Below are 16,400 nucleotides of genomic sequence, written 5' to 3'. Positions count from 1 at the left end.
GCCGGCTGTAACCCCCATTAAACACGCTGACTTGTGAAAGCTCGCGCCGTTCATGGTCGCGTCCACGACGCTTCTCCGGTTTGCCCCTTGTCCGTTGTCGCGACTACACCGGCCGTTTTCAAGGTCGCGAGCTGCTGGCCTGTGAACGTGATGAAGGCCGACGACAACGCTGTCTTCTCGCCATTGACGAGCCAGTTGATCCCGAGCACCTTGCCTTGCGTCACGGTACATGCGGCCCGCAGCACGATCTCGGCGGTCGACCCGGACTGCGTGATCGTGCAGACAGGGTTGTCGCCGGTCACCAACGAGAAGCTGCGCGAGGCAGTGAAGCTCGCCCCACCCTTCGTCGTTATGGTGGCACTGATCGTGTGGTCGCCGGCGGTCGACACGGGGATAACCGCCGCGGCCGCCGGGTTGGTCGCCGTGAGGGCCGGCACACCATCAAGGGCATACACGATCCGCGAGATTTGGTCCCCCTTCGGCATCGAGCTCAGCGACAGTACCGCCTGAACGTTCGACGGTGCACGGGACCACCGGTCGCTGCCCTGCAGCGTCAACGACGCGGCGAGCGTGGGCGCGTTCGCGACGGTGAACGCTCTCGTCAGCGTCTGGCTGTTGCCGCGGGTGTCGCTCACCTTCACCGACACCTGCTGGTCTCCCGCTTGCGTGAAAGTCGCACCGACGGTGGCGCCCCGTTCAGACGTGACGTTGGCACTGGCCGGCAACGACCAGTCGAATGTGAATTTCTCGCTTCCGACGTTGCGCGCGTCGGCCAGGTTCTCGTAGTTGGCGGTGAATACGCCGATCGCCGGTGCCCGAGCATCCGGCATCGACATCGTCATCACCATCTTCGGGAACTGGTAGGTCCACGTCGAGAAAATGAAGCCCGACTTCGTGAGCGAGGCATCCTTCAGCCCGTCAACCCAACTCTCGTAGCTGATCGACGTCTGGCCGGGCTGAATCGTCACGGTCACCGGATCGAAGCCGTCACGGGTCGTTCCGTCCGGCAGCAGCCAGTGTCCGACGATTGTTTGCGTCGTCACCTGGTTCTTGTTGAACGGCGAGTTCTGGGTGACCGTGAACGTCGCGGGCTTACCCGTCTCGAGTACGTGCGCGCCCGTGATGATCGGCTTCGGGAGAGCCAGCGCCGCCACTGCGTAGATTGCCGACGCCGTGCGCGTGCGCAGCGGGTTTGCGATGGTACCCGTGCTTTCCTGCCCCGTCAGCGTCACCCAGAGCGTTCCCGGCGTATCCGGCGTGAACGTGACCGTCTTCCCGGTGAACGTCTTCGGGTTCTGGTCGTTGTAGGCCGTCTTGATCGACCACGTGAACGAGGTGTCAGCGACGTCGGAAACAGCAGTCCAGGTCACCGGGCTGCCCGCATACCCAGCGGTCGCCCCGGTGATCGAAAGGGTCGGGCGCTGGAAGGCCTCGACGGTCACCGTGTTCGTGTCACTGGTTTGCCCGGAATGCTTGTTCGTCACGACCGCCTTGAATTGGTACGTCCCGGACTCGGTAATGCGCGGCCGCAAACCCGGGGAAGCGGTGTCGCCAGCGGTTTGCCACGTTGCACCGTTATCCGAGGACATCGACCAATGGATTGTCCCGAGATCCTGCAGTCGCTTCGAATCGTAGATGACGTTCAGTGCAGGCACGAACGCAGCCGAATTGCTGACGACCCCGCTCGTTGCTTGCGCGACGGCCAGCGACACCGGGATCGGCGAGCCGTTGGACACGGCCAGCATCAAGTCCGTTGTGGTGACCGTTCGGCTCGTCGGACCGTTGTTGTCGTAGAGGATCGCCTTCACGACGATGTTGGCCGTGCCAGCCGGCAGCTGGCCAACCGGCAACGTGAAGGTGCCGTCCGCGCGTACCGGCGTCGGAGAGTCGGACAGCGGCTCCAGCTTCGTGTCGATGATGATACCGGTCGGCGCGCGCGTAACAGTCTTCACGAATGCCTGAACGCGCCACTCGCCCATCGTCGCCGCGTTGTAGGTGAACGCCCCACCAAAAAGCATCCCGACGCTACCCGACAGGGTCGCGTCATTGGTCGACACGAGCGCCCCGACCTGACGGTTGAGGTTGATCGTGACGTTCGGCGGCTGGACGCTCAAGGTGAGCTCCGTGTGCCAGACCTTGTCCGGCCGGCGCGTGTAGTGGACGTCGAACGCATAGTGGAGCGTGTCCCACAGCGCTTCGTCGGTCGTATAGATCTGGCTGCCGAGGGTGTTCGACAGCGTCGCGAGCGTCGTGGCCTTGCTTGCGGGATCCGTGACGACCATCGTCAATCCCGGGTTCTGCGCAGTCGCCTTCAGCTGGCCGGCATACTGATTCGCGCCGAGCATCGCAATCGGGTTGGTGATCGATGAGCCCGCGGCCTGCGGCCCGTTGCCCGGCTGGTACGTCCATACAGGTGCGGCATCGTCGAGCGCCGAGCCAGTGAGCATCAGCGTTTGCTTTCCGGCCGTGAAGAAGCCGATCTTGCTCGTGGTCGGATCCCGATACAGAACACCCGGCTCGTAGACAGCGCGGTTCTGCCCAACGTTGTGGACATAGCCGACGATACCTTGCGTGGTGGTCGTGTAGTCGACGAGGTCACCGTCATCCGCATCGACCTGAATCGCGCACTGGTATCCGCCCGGGTTCAACGTGCCGCCACGCGAGTTGATTGTTGCCTGCGTCCCGTACTCGATCGAGCCGGAGCAGTCGCTACCGACGTCCGTCTTTGCGCCGATCAACGTCACGGGCGCGACGTCGACTGTGTAACTCGTCGCCTTGCCGGTAGCGACGAGCGCGATCTGCTGCCCGGGCGTCCAGGTGTCGAACTCGGCCTGCACGACCGGCGCGTTCGGGGCGAGCGTCGTCACGAGTAGGTAGGCTTTCCCGACCGCTCCGGTCGTGACCGGGCTGACAGGGAACGTCAGGACACTGCCGTTTTTCGTCAGGTCGAACGACGATGCAATCGTCTGCGTTTCGCCTGGCTGGATGGTCACACCGTTGACCGACAAAGGAATGTTCGAATCGCTTCGGAGCGTCGCCTGCACTTCGTACTGCCCGGTCAAGGCCTGGCCGTTCGGGAGCGTGAGCGCCGGCGTGCGCACGTTCGTCACGACCTGTGGAATCGCCGGCGTGCGCGCGACTCCATTTGCCATGCCCAGTGGGGTGATCGTCGGCGGCCCATAGGTGAAGGGCAGTGTCTGCGTGCCCGTGATGCCGTACTTATTGGTCGCGGTGACGGTCAGCTTGTACTGCCCACCGTCCCCAAGGGACGGGAAAAGCACCGGATAAAGCAACGAATACTGGTTCGTCTTGTCCGTCGCCTGGACCGGCAACGAGATGTTGATGTTGGCTGGCCCGCCCGTAATCGTCGTGGACTTGATCACGGGCGCATCGTCGAACGGGTCCGACAGCGAGATCAGGATGTCACCGATACTTGCGATCGACGCGCCGTCCTTCGCATTGAACGATACTTCCGGCGGCGTCCGGTCAAGCAGGAACGTGCCAACGTCGCGCGTCACCACGTTGCCTGCGATGTCGGTCACCGTCACGCTGAAGGCGTAGTAGCCGTCGGCAAGACTGCCTGCATTCGCCGTGACCGCGAACGCATTCGACGTCGTCGCCAACGTCGTTTTCAGATTCGTGACCGCGTTCGTCGCCTTCGATGTGGCCGTGACTTGAGCGGACTTCATCTTGGTCATGTTCCACTCGAAGCCCGTGGTCGACTTGGTACCGGTCGCGGTGATGTCGTAGGTTTTTTGGTCGTAGCTCGCCGAGTCGAACGTGGGAACCCCGTTATCGACGATGAACACACCGGTAGTGCTCGTGTTGAGAGACTTATCCGCGTTGTAGACGTGAAAAAAATCGATATAGACGGCGGTCGTGCCCGGCAGCATCGAGTGGATCCATGGGCCGACGATCGTGCACGATGTCTGGCCCGCAGGAATCGTGCATTGGACGGTCCCGGTGACCTTATTGTTCGACGATCCACTCGCGTGATTGGCAAGCGAGTCGATTACGATCTGGTCCGTCGGTTGCGCCTGCACGCTGACCGTGACCTGGTCCACCCGCACATCGCTCGTATACGCAAGATAGGTCGTTCCGGCCGGCAAAACGACCGGTTGCCCATTGACAATGTACGACATGCCGGTGACGATCGGTGCTACGCCCACGCTCGGCGCAAGCACCACGTTATAGGTCAGTGCCGTTCTACCATCTCCGTTGTAGAAATCGGAGCGCCAGTACATCGAGTTGCCGGTCGAGAGGGTGGGACTGTACTGGGTCGAAACCGCCTTGTACGCGTACTGGCTGTCGACATAATCCGGCTTTGTCGGTGTCGTATCGCCAAGGCTCCCGTAGAGATACCAGCCGTTCGCAGAATTCCCATACCACTGACTGAGAGGCACCCGCACGACAAACTTCAGCGGGTTGCTGTAGGTAGTCATGCCTGGGGTGTACGGGTCATAACCGGTAAACGGCGACCCAGCAATGAGGTTTGTCTTCGTACTCGGGTTGAACACCCCGACGATGCTCCAGTTCGGCCCAAGTGAATCGTTCCAGATGAACTCGCTCGACACGGTCGTCTTATTTCCCGCCTTGTCGTAGATATCGAACTGCGTGACAACCGGACCGATAAAGTTCGTCGGAAACACGCCCGGGCCGATATTCGCCGAGCTGTTCCCGATTGTGACGGTACCTGCGGACGCATTGTAGGTCGCCGCGACGGTGTTGTAGACGACGCCGTCGGGAGTCTTGGTCGTCAGGGTTGCTGATGCGACGCCGCCCCCGGTATCCAAGACATTCTGAACGCCAAATGCCGTGAAATAGTACGTGGTGATCACGGCGTCCTTGTTCATGACGCAAAGCCCCGTGGCTGCACCGCCGGACGACTTACACGCACCTACCCCCGTGCCGACGATAGCGCCGGCGCCCGGCCCTTTAGTGACCTGAATGAGCGGGTAAGTGCTCGCAGATACGACCTTCCCATTCGAGTCCAGAATGTCCGCCTCGACGGTGTAGGTGCCATCCGCCGGCGCCGGCAGCTGAAGCTGCTTGCCGTAGTAGTTGTTCCCGTTGAGCGCGATCGTGTCCGACGGACCGATCGGCGTACTGATCGCGGAGTTCACCAACTGGTTCTGGCCGTTCAGCAACTTGACCTGAACCTTGTTCGTCACGCCACCGTCCAGCGTGAATGTGATCTGGCCTGCGGCATTCGCATAGGTCGCGTTCGGAGCCAGAGTCTTTTGCGTGCCGTCCACCGCGGTGAAGCTGTATTGCACGAGCGACGCATGCGTGAGCGAACTCACAGCGAGCGTTGCGACGGCCGCCGCGCCTCGCAGCCACGCACTGACGCGATCGCGCCGCGCGCGAATGGACGTGCCGAATCCCGGCCCGCCTCGATCTTTATCGATGGTTTGCATTTCCACCCCCGTAATCATTTGGTGGGCCCCACCCCGTATAGCTGGTAACCCACTGTGGACCCTAAAGGGCGTCGATCGAGTTAGGAAAGCCCTTGAACAACCCCGGATGATCATGCGGGGTTCTGCGGGCACCCTGCGGCGAGCAGGATCTGCGTTGGTCGGCCACGCTCGGGTGTTTCTGCATTTCGAGAGCCGAAGGCACACTTCGCTCATCTCGAATTACTCGCCCAGAGGAGCCTCCCGATGCAAAATTCGTGGATCATTTTGTCGACCACCCTGCTCGCGACAGTCGGCTGCGCCGGCGTCCCCGCTACGCCACCGTCCGCACACTTCGCCGACGGCGCTGGAATCCTCACCTTCCGAGTCGGCGAACCGTCGCCGACGGTCGCGTATGAGGGCTCCGGTCCCTCACCCAACGGCATGAGCGCTTCGCAGGTCTTGGCGGCCGCTCAGGACGGGACGCTCGCACCACAGCGCGCGCCGAGCCGGGTTATCCGAGATTCCGATCGGGCCGCCGCAATGTCGTTGATGCACGGTTCAATCGGCAGAATCACGACGCCCGCAGAGCAGCCCTCGGAGAGCGGCACCCCGATCGCGCGCGTCGAGCAGTTGCCGGTTTTCGAAGGAGCGCGCCGTGGCGAGTAACCCGATCCTCTCTCCGTTTGAACAATCTCCGCGGACCGCGGCACTCCAGATGGTGATCGGGGGCGCACTCGCGGCTTTGGCGATCGTCGCACTGCTGCATCGTGATCCACGCACCGCAAGCCCCACGTCGCTCCTCGTCGTCGCGCTGTTGGTGTGTGCAGGCGCGTACCTGATCCGACGCGGTGCGCCAGTGATCGCCGCGCACCGCTTCGCGACACGATCCGCACGCGCGATCCAGCGGAATCTCAAGAGGACCTGGGTACTGGAACGCCCCAAGGGCCAGCCATTGCCTGTTGTCGTGCTGACGTCACCGGACGAACAGCGCTGGGTGATCTTGATCCATACGCTGCCTCGGGTGCAGATCCGTCGAGCGTTCGGCGGTCTCGGCCGCCAGCGTCTTTTCCTCGGACGCCACGAAGGCGAGCTCGCTGGAACCGCGCAGGCCGCAGCGGCTGCTTTCGGCGGCCACCCAATCGTTTGGTTGCCGGCGGTGCCTGGCAAAGGGGGCCTTTTCGAGATGGACAGCGGTATCCCGATCGCCGCTGGAAAGGTGCGCGCGTTACTCGACTCTATCGACGCACGCAAAACGTGGAGCCTCTTCTGATGGGTGCACGCGAGCCGTCGGCGACTGCTGCGGCCGGCGGCGCCGCCGGCAGCTTTCATCTAATGCTACCTCCCGGGCCCACGACAACGCCGGACCAACTTGCTCGCGCATTCCTCGCGTGCCCGCGGATCCGCAGGATCGTGTATAGCGTCGTTGATCGGCGTGGCGTGCGTCTGGAATTCGAACCGATCATGAACGACACGTTCATGGCGTGCCTTTCCGTCTTCGACAAGATCGACCTTCCGATCAATATCTACAGCTACATCTACCGCACGGCAGACAATCTCGCGCTCGTGGCATTCCGCCAACTGGTCGACTTCGAGTCCGACGAGCTGATCACCGCGAAAGAAGAGCAGGACGCACGCGATGCGGTCGAACCGGACACGCTTGCGCACTCGCCGATGTCCGAACTGGAACAACGCCAGGAGGTGACGTCGGTTTCGGAGAATCGCGCGCGGTTTCGCGAGAAGCTGGCGAAGAAACCATTTCCCAAGCACATCTCGCGCGACCTCGAGCAGAACCTGAAAGGCACAAAGGAGCGCCGGCGCGGCGCGTCAGTGAATCGCGAGCGTCCACCTCATCCGCTATCCGCGGAGCTATGCAGCATCCGCTCCCAGCTCGGTCTCACGATCTTCGAATTCGCCGAGCGTTGCAGCGTTCCCAAGGCGCGCATGTGGTCTTACCTGCGCGGGCTCGTGCAATCGGACGTCGTCATGAAATCAGTGCTGGAGACGGCGCGTCTTCTGCTCCCTGCCCATCTCCAGATGACCCGCGGTGCTGAAAATCGCGATTCGTGACTGGCGCTCTCGCGCCCCGACCGGCCGGCTGCCGAACAAGGACTGAACATGAAGAGACTGATCATGGTGTTGGCCGCCCTCGCTGCCACGAATGCGGCGTACGCTCGCGATTCACTGACGCGCAGCGCCGAGCAGTTCGTCGAGCAGCTACAACTCGGGCAGCAGGGCGCGACGCTCGATCGAGTTGCGCTCGCAAGCGCCGAGCGTGAGCGACTGGCTGCCGAGCAACGTATCGACGATACGCGATTCTGCTATTACGCCGGACAGGCCTTCTCAGCAGGGGCCGTCCTCAACGGTATGCGATGCGACGATCCGCACGATAGCGTCGCGGTGGTAAGCGGCGTCGCGCGCCGTCTTCCGACGTACAAGCTGCGATGGATTTCGGTCAAAGTGTCTGCGGCCGCAGGCGCCCATTGAGGAGGTAGCGGGCGCGCCGCGCTGGTGTCTCGGCACTGCGCGCCCCAAGCGACCTTGCGATTCTCTCGACGCGCTCGAATCGAGATCCACTCCGCTATTTCGGTACCACGAGTTCCCGCGCTTACCTGAAGATGTCCTTCGCCCATGCTTCAAGGACCCCGAAGTCATGGTCGACCTCCTTCCGAGCGAAAAATCGATCGAGGCACGCAAGCCGGAACGTCAGCACCTCGCGATCGGCGAAGCCGGCGTCAACGTTCCAGTCGTAGTTGAGCGCCTTCAAGTCTTGCTGGTCCGACCGAATTGCCGCCGCCAGGCGCGCGGCGTGTCGAAGATCAGTGACGAACATGACGAACGGCCACTGCCTGGCCGCCAGCCCGAGCATCCTGTGTCCCTCGCAACTGCTGACGGTGCGAACGACCCCCTGCACGTTCATCGCCGCAACCAGACCGCGAATACGAACGTCGATCACCTGTAGTGAAAGAGCCTCACCGTGCGGTCGCACCGCGCCCTTGAAATGCTGATCGCAAGTTAAGATCATTGCCCCCCCTAGAACTTGATCTGCAGACCCTCGGAGACCTGATAGTGCCCACCGCAGTCATCGCAGACTTGGCTCGTCCCGCGAGGGTCACTTACCCATCCATGCTGGTCCTCTCCGCAATACGGGCATGCGATCGCGAAGGAATGGACGGTCATAGTCTCAGCGATCTTCGCATCGGGCCCAGGATTGGATGTAGCGTTCGTCATTTTTGTCTCGCTTCAGCTGGTAGAGGGACTGTGTCTACAGGGTGGATCGGGTTGGTTACCACGCGTCTTCGACCGTTCGCGCCGCGGAGCCAGCAAGCGCGACACGGATGATCTTGACGCCATCGATCGTCATAACGTCCGCGCCATGGATCCGCCCTGCTTCGACGTCAGCAATAAATACCGCTGCGTCCGAGTATCCAAACGTCTCGAGATGCAACGCCTGTACAAGATACTCGCTGTCCCCTCGGACCAGTAGCACCCCAGCAGTCTCGTTCACTCGTCCCTGCAGCGTGCCGCTTTCGAGGCCTCGCTTCGCGTGCTCCGCGAGCACCGCGGATGCAATCGGGCGAACGGACGGTGGCGGCAGGGGTACTGGCAAACGATCAGCAGCCGGTAACGGTTGTGGCGGAAGTCCCGAGATCTCGTTCCCGCATGCGGAAGTCGATTCGCCCACCGAGGCCGCGTCTTCTTGCGATCGCGGCATGTCAAACGGTGCAGGCGGAAGCGTGTCGCTGCCTCCGTCGACGGCACTCTCCTCGTCGACATGGTCAGCGCCACCAACGCGATCGGACGCCTCGGGGATGACCCAGCCACCGGTGTCGGCGGCGGTCTGGCCGTCCGTCGCTTTCGGCTTGCGTCCACGACGCCCCGCGCTTCCAGTCCGGAAGTGTCGAATCTCCGGTACGAGGTTGTTGTCGGGCAGAGCAAGCAGCTCGGGCAGCACGGTCTTCGATATCTCCAGTACGAGAACCGAACCAAGTTTGAGGACCTCTTTCCCGCGAGCATGCACTGGCTTGATGGCCGTCTTCGTCTTCACGTTTTCAAAGAACTGCGTCGGCTTGTACATTCGCGCGACGTAGGTGAGCATCTCCGGGGATCGCGAACGTGCGTCCTCGAAATCCAGATACAGTGCTCCCTGCTCGAAGCATGCACACAGGATCTTTCGGGTAAGCGGATCGACCCCAGACCCCGCAAAATTCCCTTCCATCTGATCCTCGAGGCCGCCACGGCCCGCGACGAGTTGCACGAACTGATCCTCAACAAGGAAGAGCAACGTCTTTTCGAGGTGCGGAAAGTGGTACTTCCAACCGAGGTTGCGGCGCCGATCCTGCCCGTTGATGCGGCCCGGCTCGAGAACAATGCTCCGCACGAGATCCCAGAGCAAAACTTGCCGACCGGCCTCCGACTTCGCGTCGACAACCTTCTTCGGCGGCGCCTCTGTCGGCACTGCCGGCGCGCCGACCGTCTGCTGGGCACCTTCACGGTTCTCCAGCGCGGATCCTTCCCCATCCCACTTGATGAGCAGCTCGGTGATCGCGTGCAGACGATCGGATCGCACGGTCCGTGGCGAGCTCATCGGCATGCTCTGCGGTGTGTGGTAGTAAGCGCAGCAAAGCAGCAGCACATCGCGATCTTCTTCCGGCAACGCCCAGAACTCAGGCATGCGGGCCAGACATCGCGCGCCAACCTTGTCGTGATCATGTCGACTGCCCGTTGGCATACCGAGCTTCTTCCGGTCGTCTGGCGCGAACTCGTAGCATTCGATCTTCCCGATGTCGTGCGCGACGCCGGCCAAGAGAATGAGTGGGTCCGAAGAGTTGAAAGTGTATTGTGGGTCGAGCAGCGGAAGATGCGGCTTCGACGGGTTGACGGGATACGAAAATTTCGGTGCATTCCACTCCATCAGGAAAGCGATCAGGAGCGAATGCTCGATCAACGACCTCCCGCCGTGGTTCCGCGGGCCGTCCTGGACATGGGTCGCGGGCAAGTGCTGGTAACGCATCAGCACACGCTCGAGCTTATCGAGCAGCGCTACGTGCTTGGGATAGCTTTTCTCGTAGTGCTTGCGCCACACCGCAAGCACGTCGACGGGCAGCTGGTCCCGCTTCATGATCACGTTCGCAAGAGTTGCGACCGAGCGCAGAATTTCAGGCGCGACCCCGTCTTCTGCAGCCTCCAGCTCCTCGACGATGATCGGCACTCGCCCGATACCGGTGCGAATCCCGCCACCTTCGTGCGCAGCAACGCCTTCCAGCGTGAATCGGCGGAATAGATAGATCGACAAAACGGCGATACCGGCACCCGCGATCGCGCCGGCGATCGGCCATTGCAGCGTGTCGAGGTACAGCTGCGGGTCGAGGAGAGCAGTGAGTTCCGTCTTGCCTTTGTAGATCGAGTATCCGGTCAACGCGATGATCCAGAAGACCAACACATTGCGGACCGACGAGACGAGGGGTTCCCGATGCATGGCGAAATCCGAAGGAAAGGAAGTCAGCGGCCGCGGCGCAAGCGTCACGGCTGCCCGACGCTGGCTAGCGCTTCATTCCCAACGCTTTCAAATCCTCGTCCGAAAGCCCAGAGGCAGTACCCGCATGCAGTTGCTCAACCGCCGCGCTCTCCCCGACAGCTACCGCTTCGCGCTCGAGCTGGGACACGCCCTCCTCCGGGCGCGCCTCTGCGCGACGCGAGGTCGACGGTTTCGGTGCCACGTCGAAAATCCACTCGGGCGTTTTCTCCTTCCAGAGCAGGCGCCCACCACGGATCCCGTCGATATAGAGGATGTCGCGCTCGACGGGCTGCGACGGAACGTCAATTTGGATCATCGGCGTCCCGGTCACGTACGGCTTACCAGTGTCGGGGTTGATCTTGTCCAGCTCCCTGATCCCGGTAATCCGGTAACGTCCGGTCGCATAGATCGGCGCGCCAACGCGAATGTCTTCGGAGAGCTTCTCGGACAGCTTCCCGTAGTAGATCACCGGGATGTCCTGCCTTTCATTCGCCGTCTGCCGCACGAGCATGATGAGTGCTGCGCTCTTCTCGCCTGACGGCGGGCGGAATCGTTTGGCCGAAACGATACCGGCAATCTCCGTCTTGTTCGACGCGCCGCTGCTGCGATTTCCCGAACCATACGGCTTGAACTCGGTGTTGTTCGGGGCCGACGCCGGCACTGCCTTCTCAAATGCGGTGAGCGGCGGCATTTCCAGGGCATTGATGCGACCGAATCCTCGAGCGATCACGCTCACCCGCGGCTCTTGGGTTTCTTCGTCGCGGTAGCCGCGGACCTGGCAAATGCACTTCAGCCCTTGGAAATCTCGGGTATGTTTCGGCAGCTCGATGCCCGGCGGCAGATCCACCGGCACCATCAGGTTCTCGTTGTTCGTCAGTTGCAGCCAGAATCGCCGCGTCGTCCCGGCCGGCACGACATGGGGGTTCTCGCGGCGAATGTAGCCTGCGAGGTAGCAGACGTTTTTAAAGCCAACAAAGTACTGATGTTGGTCCGGATTGCGCTGTGCGTCGAGCGACAAAGGCTTCATCAAATGCTCCTTTTCTACGTAGGATTCGGCTAGGAATGTGACGTGAGGGTATCGGGCTTATCGAAAATGCAGAAACTCGGGAAAGGCAAAAAAAATCCCCACCGTCGCGCGCGACGAATGGGGATTGAGGGGGTCACCAGGAGTTCAACCAGTCAGGTTGTTCCGGCGGTTCGGTAGCCTCGGAGATCGACTCCGAGCTCGGAGTCGGCTGAGGGCTGACCGCCTTGGTCGCGCGTCTCGGACGCCGAGCTCGCTTGGCCGGCTTCGGTACCTCTTGCGCAACCTGTGCGCCTTCTGCGCCGGGGTGAGCAGTCTCGGTAGCCGTCAACGGGGGCTGCGTGCTTTCCGATGCATTCCCCAGCACTGCATCCGGCGTGACAGGCGCGGTGGCCACTGGCACTTCGGACGATTCCGAAGGTGCTGGCGGGGACACCGCACTGGACGCCGCGGCAACCTGCCCGCTTTGCTGGGCTGGGCCAAACACTCGCTCTTCAATCGCCTTGCTAAGCGAATAGGCCACGCCGGACACCTTCATGAAGCGCACCCCGAGGTCGGGCACCGCCGGCAGTCGCTCCGCAATCACATCCATCGCACCAGTGCGGCGCATGAAGGCGATATCTGCAGCGAGACGCTCAACCAGCTCCGTTTCATGCTGCTCGAGCGGATCGGATGTGGTCGCTTCCTGAAGCCACTTCCGCAAGCTCTGCGCCGCTACTCTGCAATCCGACCATCGCGTCGAGAGACCCGTTATATCGGCGTGGACTAGCCCCGGGTCGAAATTGAACTCGACACATTGCGCGACGTTGAACAACTGGACCGGCTGCATTATCCGAGAACCACTCGGTGCAGATGAGCCGCTCGGAGCGCTCGCGACACCGTCGTCTCCAGACGGGGCCGCTGCGTCCTCCGGAGCGGCGGAGGTAGCGCCGGCCGTACGAGAGCCTGATTGACCAACATTGGGCTGCCTGCGTCCGAAGTAGATCGCATCGGTGTGCACCGAGTCTCGTTTTACCGTCAGTCCTTTTTCCTTCAGCGCTTTGAAACTGCCCCACAACGCGGACATAAGCTTCCCGCGATCTTGCTCGGCCAACAAAACGAACACGTTCGTTCCGACATAGTACGAACCGTCGACGATCTTCCTCGGGAGGCCAACGAGACCTTTCCACGGATGACTCGGCAACAGCGAACGCTCCGTGAGCCAACGATTCGCACGCTCGGCCGCTTCCCGGCAACGTTCGATCCTGCCCGTGCCGCTGGCCGGACCTGACGGCCGACGGTTGCTGGTTGATTTTGATGCCGTCCCGCGCCCGCGAGGGCTCGACGTCTTGATGCCCATAGCTCGCTCCTTTCCAGGTTGGTTGAAGTGGGATTTCTTCCACTGCCTTTGCGGGGAGAGATGCGATTGAAGATGTGGAATGCGGGAATATTCGTGTGGATGCGGGAAAGATCCGGTGAAGGTAAACTCGACGGGCCGCTAGGGTCCCGCGTACGACCGCACGACCTGTGCCGCTTCCCTCTCGTATGTGATAACGCACTCGATCAACGGCGACCGTGCGCAGCCTGGAGAAAATCTCGATGAGTGACCTCACCCGTAGGCAGCATTACGTACCACGCGTATACCTTCGCAGATGGGCGCCAGACGAAACGAACTTGCTCGTCACAGACAAGGAGACCGGCAACTCGAAGACGATGAGCGTTGCGGACACGACGGTTCAAAGCTGGTACTACGAGAACCCCAATGCGGAACGCGACAACGAACTCGAGATAGTTTTCCAGGAATTTGAAGGTGAATTCGGTGGTGCGATGCGGCTGTTTGACCACGTCTTTGCCACGTCACACGAGCTCGGACAGAATCCTGAGCAGACAATGAAAAGCATGCTCGAGGCACTCGACCGACGACGCAATCAAATCACCCGATTCGCGGCGACGCTCTATTTCAGGACGCCCGGGGCGTTGGAGGCAAAACAAGGCGAAGTTGCAGCGGCCGGCGGCCCGCTACCTGGTCTTGGCGCCGCCATTGCTAACGCTTACGAGTTCACCAAAGCTGGCCTCAGTTCGCCGATCATCGACCGGCTTGTGGCAATGAGGATGTGTCTGCTGCAAAGCGAGGATGGATTCATCACGTCGGATCGCCCTTGCTTTGACATCGATCGGTTGTCGAACCGCATCCCTGGATTCGGAGACGAACTTGGAATCAATGACGATGTCGTCTGCCTGATGCCGCTCACGACACACTGGTTCGCGCTGTACATTCCGGCATTCGGTAACGGGAAGCCGGCGTTGCAGGCGAAGAAGCTGACGACGCAAGAAACCGGCGCGTTCAACGACTTGGTGCGTGGCAAAGCTCGACGATGGGTGGTCGAGATCCAGAAATAGCGCGATCGAGAAGGCCCCCTCAGCTGCTTCAAAGAAAGGGGATCCGCTTTCGCGTTTGATGGATAGTGCTGCGTGGTAGAGATCGTGAACGATCGCTACGCCGTGTTTTCCGCTATCACCTCGTATCCGCGACGAACTCGCCGTTCGGACGCTGTAAAAGGGTGACGGGGAGGCCGTCAGACGCGAAGAAATTCCTGCTGCGTGAGTGGTTTAGGCTGCGTTTTTGATGCCATTCGCTTCTCGTATTACGCGCCTAAGCGCGGGCTATATGTCGTCGTCGCAGATCTTGCTAAGCCGCGTGACATCTTATACCCCCACTGGGGTGACCTCAACAGCAGAATTCCGAGACAAAGCTGGCGTCGAGTGCGTCAATCGCCTCACGCTTTACGCGCGCGGAGACGGGTAAAAGCCGGCGTAGCGGTCATTCGAAATTCTGGGTGCGTCGCGCCACCCGTCAACCTTGAAAAGCGGACAAAAAAATACCCTCGCATGCGTAGCATGGAGGGTGTTAGATCCGAATGGGTCAGCGCGATATGGCCGATCGTCCTGCCGCGCCCACCTGCGGCCGTCCGTAGCAGGCGATACGTCGCCGCAGCATTCGAATTGCGCTAGCGTTCGCCGCGAGCTCGGAGCGGGTGTAGCCGATCTCGCCGTTTGCGTCAGGGCACATCATGGCTTCGACGCCGCGATCGCTGACGCCAAGCAACGCAAGCCGGCGGCGGTCGTCGACGCGTAGCAGAGCATTTACCTCGCGCATGTAACGGTGCCGAGCCTTGGCGTTCGACAACAGCGACTCGAGGTTCGCTACGTCAGCCATCAACGCGCCAACGGATCGTGGTTGCGTTCCACCGGCCTGGATTACCATCGGGTGCGACATGGGAAACTCCTGTTCAGGTTGCCGGGCGTTGCCGGAAGCGTTGCGAACAGAAATGCAGTCGCGCCGATGGAATGGCGGGCGCCGCAGAAAGGAGAAAAAAACGGCGGCGTCCAACAATGTGGACTGCCGCCAGGTGGGTCGAGAGTTGCGTCAGGGTTGCTTCACGAGCTGCTTTCGCTGCAAGACTTGCGTCACGGTGTTGCTGATCATCGTCCGGTCCGAAGCAGGCACACGAAACAGCATCGTCGTCTCCAGAGCCGGGAGGATCTGTTCGGCTTGCTTAGCGGGACTGGTTTGGCGATGTACCTCGCGTGCCCATCCGTTCAACAAGACGCGCGTCGAAATCGCGACGCTGAGATCGTCGGTCTTTTGCGACGCACGCGTGGCCGTCGTGACATCCATCATCACTTCGATGACCTGGTCATCAAGCCGCGGGTACATCCTTTGCAGCAACGCACGCTCTTGGTCCGCCGGCATATAGTCGAGACGAATGCCGAGCAGGAAGCGGTCAAGCAGCGAATCGTTTTGCCTGCGGGTTCCCCGGTACTTCCCGGCATCCGTACCATCAATCGCATTGCCGGTCGCCGCGATTCGAAAATTCGGGTGCGGGTGAACCCGTTCCGACGTCGACGAGATCAGGAGCGATCCACCATCGAGGATGGCATTCAGGCCGCCGACGATCTCGGGCCTCAGGAAGTTGATCTCGTCGAGCAAGAGGATGCTGCCAGTACGCATCGCCCGAATCACCGGACCATCCGCCCACATCATGCCGCCGGCATCGTTCAGCGTCCGCGTCCCGATGAGATCCTCAAACTCGAGCTCGCCATGGCACGGGACCTTGACGCATCCGAAGCCGATGCGAGCCGCCAATTGCTCAATAAGCGATGTCTTGCCAGACCCGGTCGGACCGGTGAGCATCAAGTTCGTCTTCTGCCCTTCACGGCCTTCATCGTTGATCCAGAACTGCAGGGTCAACATTTGCTCCTTCGTGAATACGTAGTGCGGGTTTGCCGTTGGAGTATCTGGGCCCGGAGGGACCACACGAATCTGCGCGCGCTTGCGGAACTCGGGCGGCACGTCGATCGCGAACAGCGTGTCGATGAACTGCATCCCAGGGTTCGGCAGTACTTCAGCTTCTTTCTCTACGGTCTCAAGCATGTGAGTCTCCTTTGTCGAAATGCCCCGATAGGGCAAAGTTTTCAGGCATTG

Annotated in this window: 12 protein-coding genes; 5 read left to right on the top strand and 7 right to left on the bottom strand. The window is 61.3% G+C overall.

All coding sequences use genetic code 11. The features are described 5' to 3' along the window. Window positions 1-50: 50 nt before the first annotated feature. On the bottom strand, window positions 51-5,417 hold the full coding sequence (locus DIE13_RS01550; RefSeq protein WP_124825493.1) for a DUF4165 domain-containing protein: 5,367 nt from the start codon (window positions 5,415-5,417) through the stop codon (window positions 51-53). Window positions 5,418-5,660: 243 nt separating this feature from the next. Here DIE13_RS01550 and DIE13_RS01545 point away from each other — a divergent pair, with 243 nt between their 5' ends. The 4 genes from DIE13_RS01545 to DIE13_RS01530 all read left to right on the top strand — a co-directional run bounded on the left by DIE13_RS01545 (window position 5,661) and on the right by DIE13_RS01530 (window position 7,880). Then, the gene (locus DIE13_RS01545) at window positions 5,661-6,062 is read left to right on the top strand and encodes a hypothetical protein (RefSeq protein ID WP_124825492.1); all 402 of its coding nucleotides are present in this window, start codon (window positions 5,661-5,663) and stop codon (window positions 6,060-6,062) included. Then, complete coding sequence (locus tag DIE13_RS01540) at window positions 6,052-6,666, top strand: hypothetical protein (RefSeq protein WP_124825491.1); 615 nt, start codon at window positions 6,052-6,054, stop codon at window positions 6,664-6,666. The genes DIE13_RS01545 and DIE13_RS01540 overlap by 11 nt, the downstream gene beginning before the upstream one ends. Before the next feature lie 191 nt (window positions 6,667-6,857). Then, window positions 6,858-7,463, top strand: a complete 606-nt coding sequence (locus DIE13_RS01535; RefSeq protein ID WP_148094080.1) for a hypothetical protein — start codon at window positions 6,858-6,860, stop codon at window positions 7,461-7,463. A gap of 48 nt (window positions 7,464-7,511) precedes the next feature. After that, window positions 7,512-7,880 carry a hypothetical protein gene (locus tag DIE13_RS01530; protein ID WP_124825489.1) on the top strand — a complete coding sequence of 123 codons (369 nt, stop codon included), beginning with the start codon at window positions 7,512-7,514 and terminating at the stop codon, window positions 7,878-7,880. Window positions 7,881-8,001: 121 nt separating this feature from the next. Here the strand turns inward: DIE13_RS01530 and DIE13_RS01525 are convergent, their stop codons facing one another. The 4 genes from DIE13_RS01525 to DIE13_RS01510 form a co-directional block, all read right to left on the bottom strand. Further along, on the bottom strand, window positions 8,002-8,418 hold the full coding sequence (locus DIE13_RS01525; RefSeq protein WP_124825488.1) for a hypothetical protein: 417 nt from the start codon (window positions 8,416-8,418) through the stop codon (window positions 8,002-8,004). A 261-nt stretch (window positions 8,419-8,679) separates the two neighbouring features. Further along, the gene (locus tag DIE13_RS01520; protein WP_124825487.1) at window positions 8,680-10,872 is read right to left on the bottom strand and encodes a hypothetical protein; all 2,193 of its coding nucleotides are present in this window, start codon (window positions 10,870-10,872) and stop codon (window positions 8,680-8,682) included. Window positions 10,873-10,936: 64 nt separating this feature from the next. Further along, window positions 10,937-11,938 (bottom strand): hypothetical protein, encoded by a 1,002-nt coding sequence (locus DIE13_RS01515; RefSeq protein WP_124825486.1) that lies wholly within the window; start codon window positions 11,936-11,938, stop codon window positions 10,937-10,939. Between the two features lie 133 nt (window positions 11,939-12,071). After that, window positions 12,072-13,274, bottom strand: a complete 1,203-nt coding sequence (locus tag DIE13_RS01510; RefSeq protein WP_124825485.1) for an ArdC-like ssDNA-binding domain-containing protein — start codon at window positions 13,272-13,274, stop codon at window positions 12,072-12,074. 239 nt (window positions 13,275-13,513) lie between these two features. Between DIE13_RS01510 and DIE13_RS01505 the strand changes: the two genes are divergently transcribed. Beyond that, window positions 13,514-14,314 (top strand): DUF4238 domain-containing protein, encoded by an 801-nt coding sequence (locus DIE13_RS01505; protein ID WP_124825484.1) that lies wholly within the window; start codon window positions 13,514-13,516, stop codon window positions 14,312-14,314. A gap of 523 nt (window positions 14,315-14,837) precedes the next feature. Here the strand turns inward: DIE13_RS01505 and DIE13_RS01500 are convergent. Both DIE13_RS01500 and DIE13_RS01495 read right to left on the bottom strand, forming a co-directional pair. After that, the gene (locus DIE13_RS01500; RefSeq protein ID WP_124825483.1) at window positions 14,838-15,191 is read right to left on the bottom strand and encodes a hypothetical protein; all 354 of its coding nucleotides are present in this window, start codon (window positions 15,189-15,191) and stop codon (window positions 14,838-14,840) included. Between the two features lie 150 nt (window positions 15,192-15,341). Then, on the bottom strand, window positions 15,342-16,349 hold the full coding sequence (locus tag DIE13_RS01495; protein WP_124825482.1) for a MoxR family ATPase: 1,008 nt from the start codon (window positions 16,347-16,349) through the stop codon (window positions 15,342-15,344). Window positions 16,350-16,400: the final 51 nt, after the last annotated feature.

The organism is Burkholderia sp. Bp9016 (genome assembly GCF_003857765.1).
Lineage (GTDB): Bacteria > Pseudomonadota > Gammaproteobacteria > Burkholderiales > Burkholderiaceae > Burkholderia.
This window is presented reverse-complemented; position numbering and strand designations above follow the sequence as displayed.

What these genes read in the sequence shown, in the direction of transcription:
- DIE13_RS01550 (WP_124825493.1), bottom strand. Translation starts at nt 5,417, where the DNA reads ATGCAAACCATCGATAAAGATCGAGGCGGGCCGGGATTCGGCACGTCC.
- DIE13_RS01545 (WP_124825492.1), top strand. Translation starts at nt 5,661, where the DNA reads ATGCAAAATTCGTGGATCATTTTGTCGACCACCCTGCTCGCGACAGTC.
- DIE13_RS01535 (WP_148094080.1), top strand. Translation starts at nt 6,858, where the DNA reads ATGAACGACACGTTCATGGCGTGCCTTTCCGTCTTCGACAAGATCGAC.
- DIE13_RS01530 (WP_124825489.1), top strand. Translation starts at nt 7,512, where the DNA reads ATGAAGAGACTGATCATGGTGTTGGCCGCCCTCGCTGCCACGAATGCG.
- DIE13_RS01525 (WP_124825488.1), bottom strand. Translation starts at nt 8,418, where the DNA reads ATGATCTTAACTTGCGATCAGCATTTCAAGGGCGCGGTGCGACCGCAC.
- DIE13_RS01520 (WP_124825487.1), bottom strand. Translation starts at nt 10,872, where the DNA reads ATGCATCGGGAACCCCTCGTCTCGTCGGTCCGCAATGTGTTGGTCTTC.
- DIE13_RS01515 (WP_124825486.1), bottom strand. Translation starts at nt 11,938, where the DNA reads ATGAAGCCTTTGTCGCTCGACGCACAGCGCAATCCGGACCAACATCAG.
- DIE13_RS01510 (WP_124825485.1), bottom strand. Translation starts at nt 13,274, where the DNA reads ATGGGCATCAAGACGTCGAGCCCTCGCGGGCGCGGGACGGCATCAAAA.
- DIE13_RS01505 (WP_124825484.1), top strand. Translation starts at nt 13,514, where the DNA reads ATGAGTGACCTCACCCGTAGGCAGCATTACGTACCACGCGTATACCTT.
- DIE13_RS01500 (WP_124825483.1), bottom strand. Translation starts at nt 15,191, where the DNA reads ATGTCGCACCCGATGGTAATCCAGGCCGGTGGAACGCAACCACGATCC.
- DIE13_RS01495 (WP_124825482.1), bottom strand. Translation starts at nt 16,349, where the DNA reads ATGCTTGAGACCGTAGAGAAAGAAGCTGAAGTACTGCCGAACCCTGGG.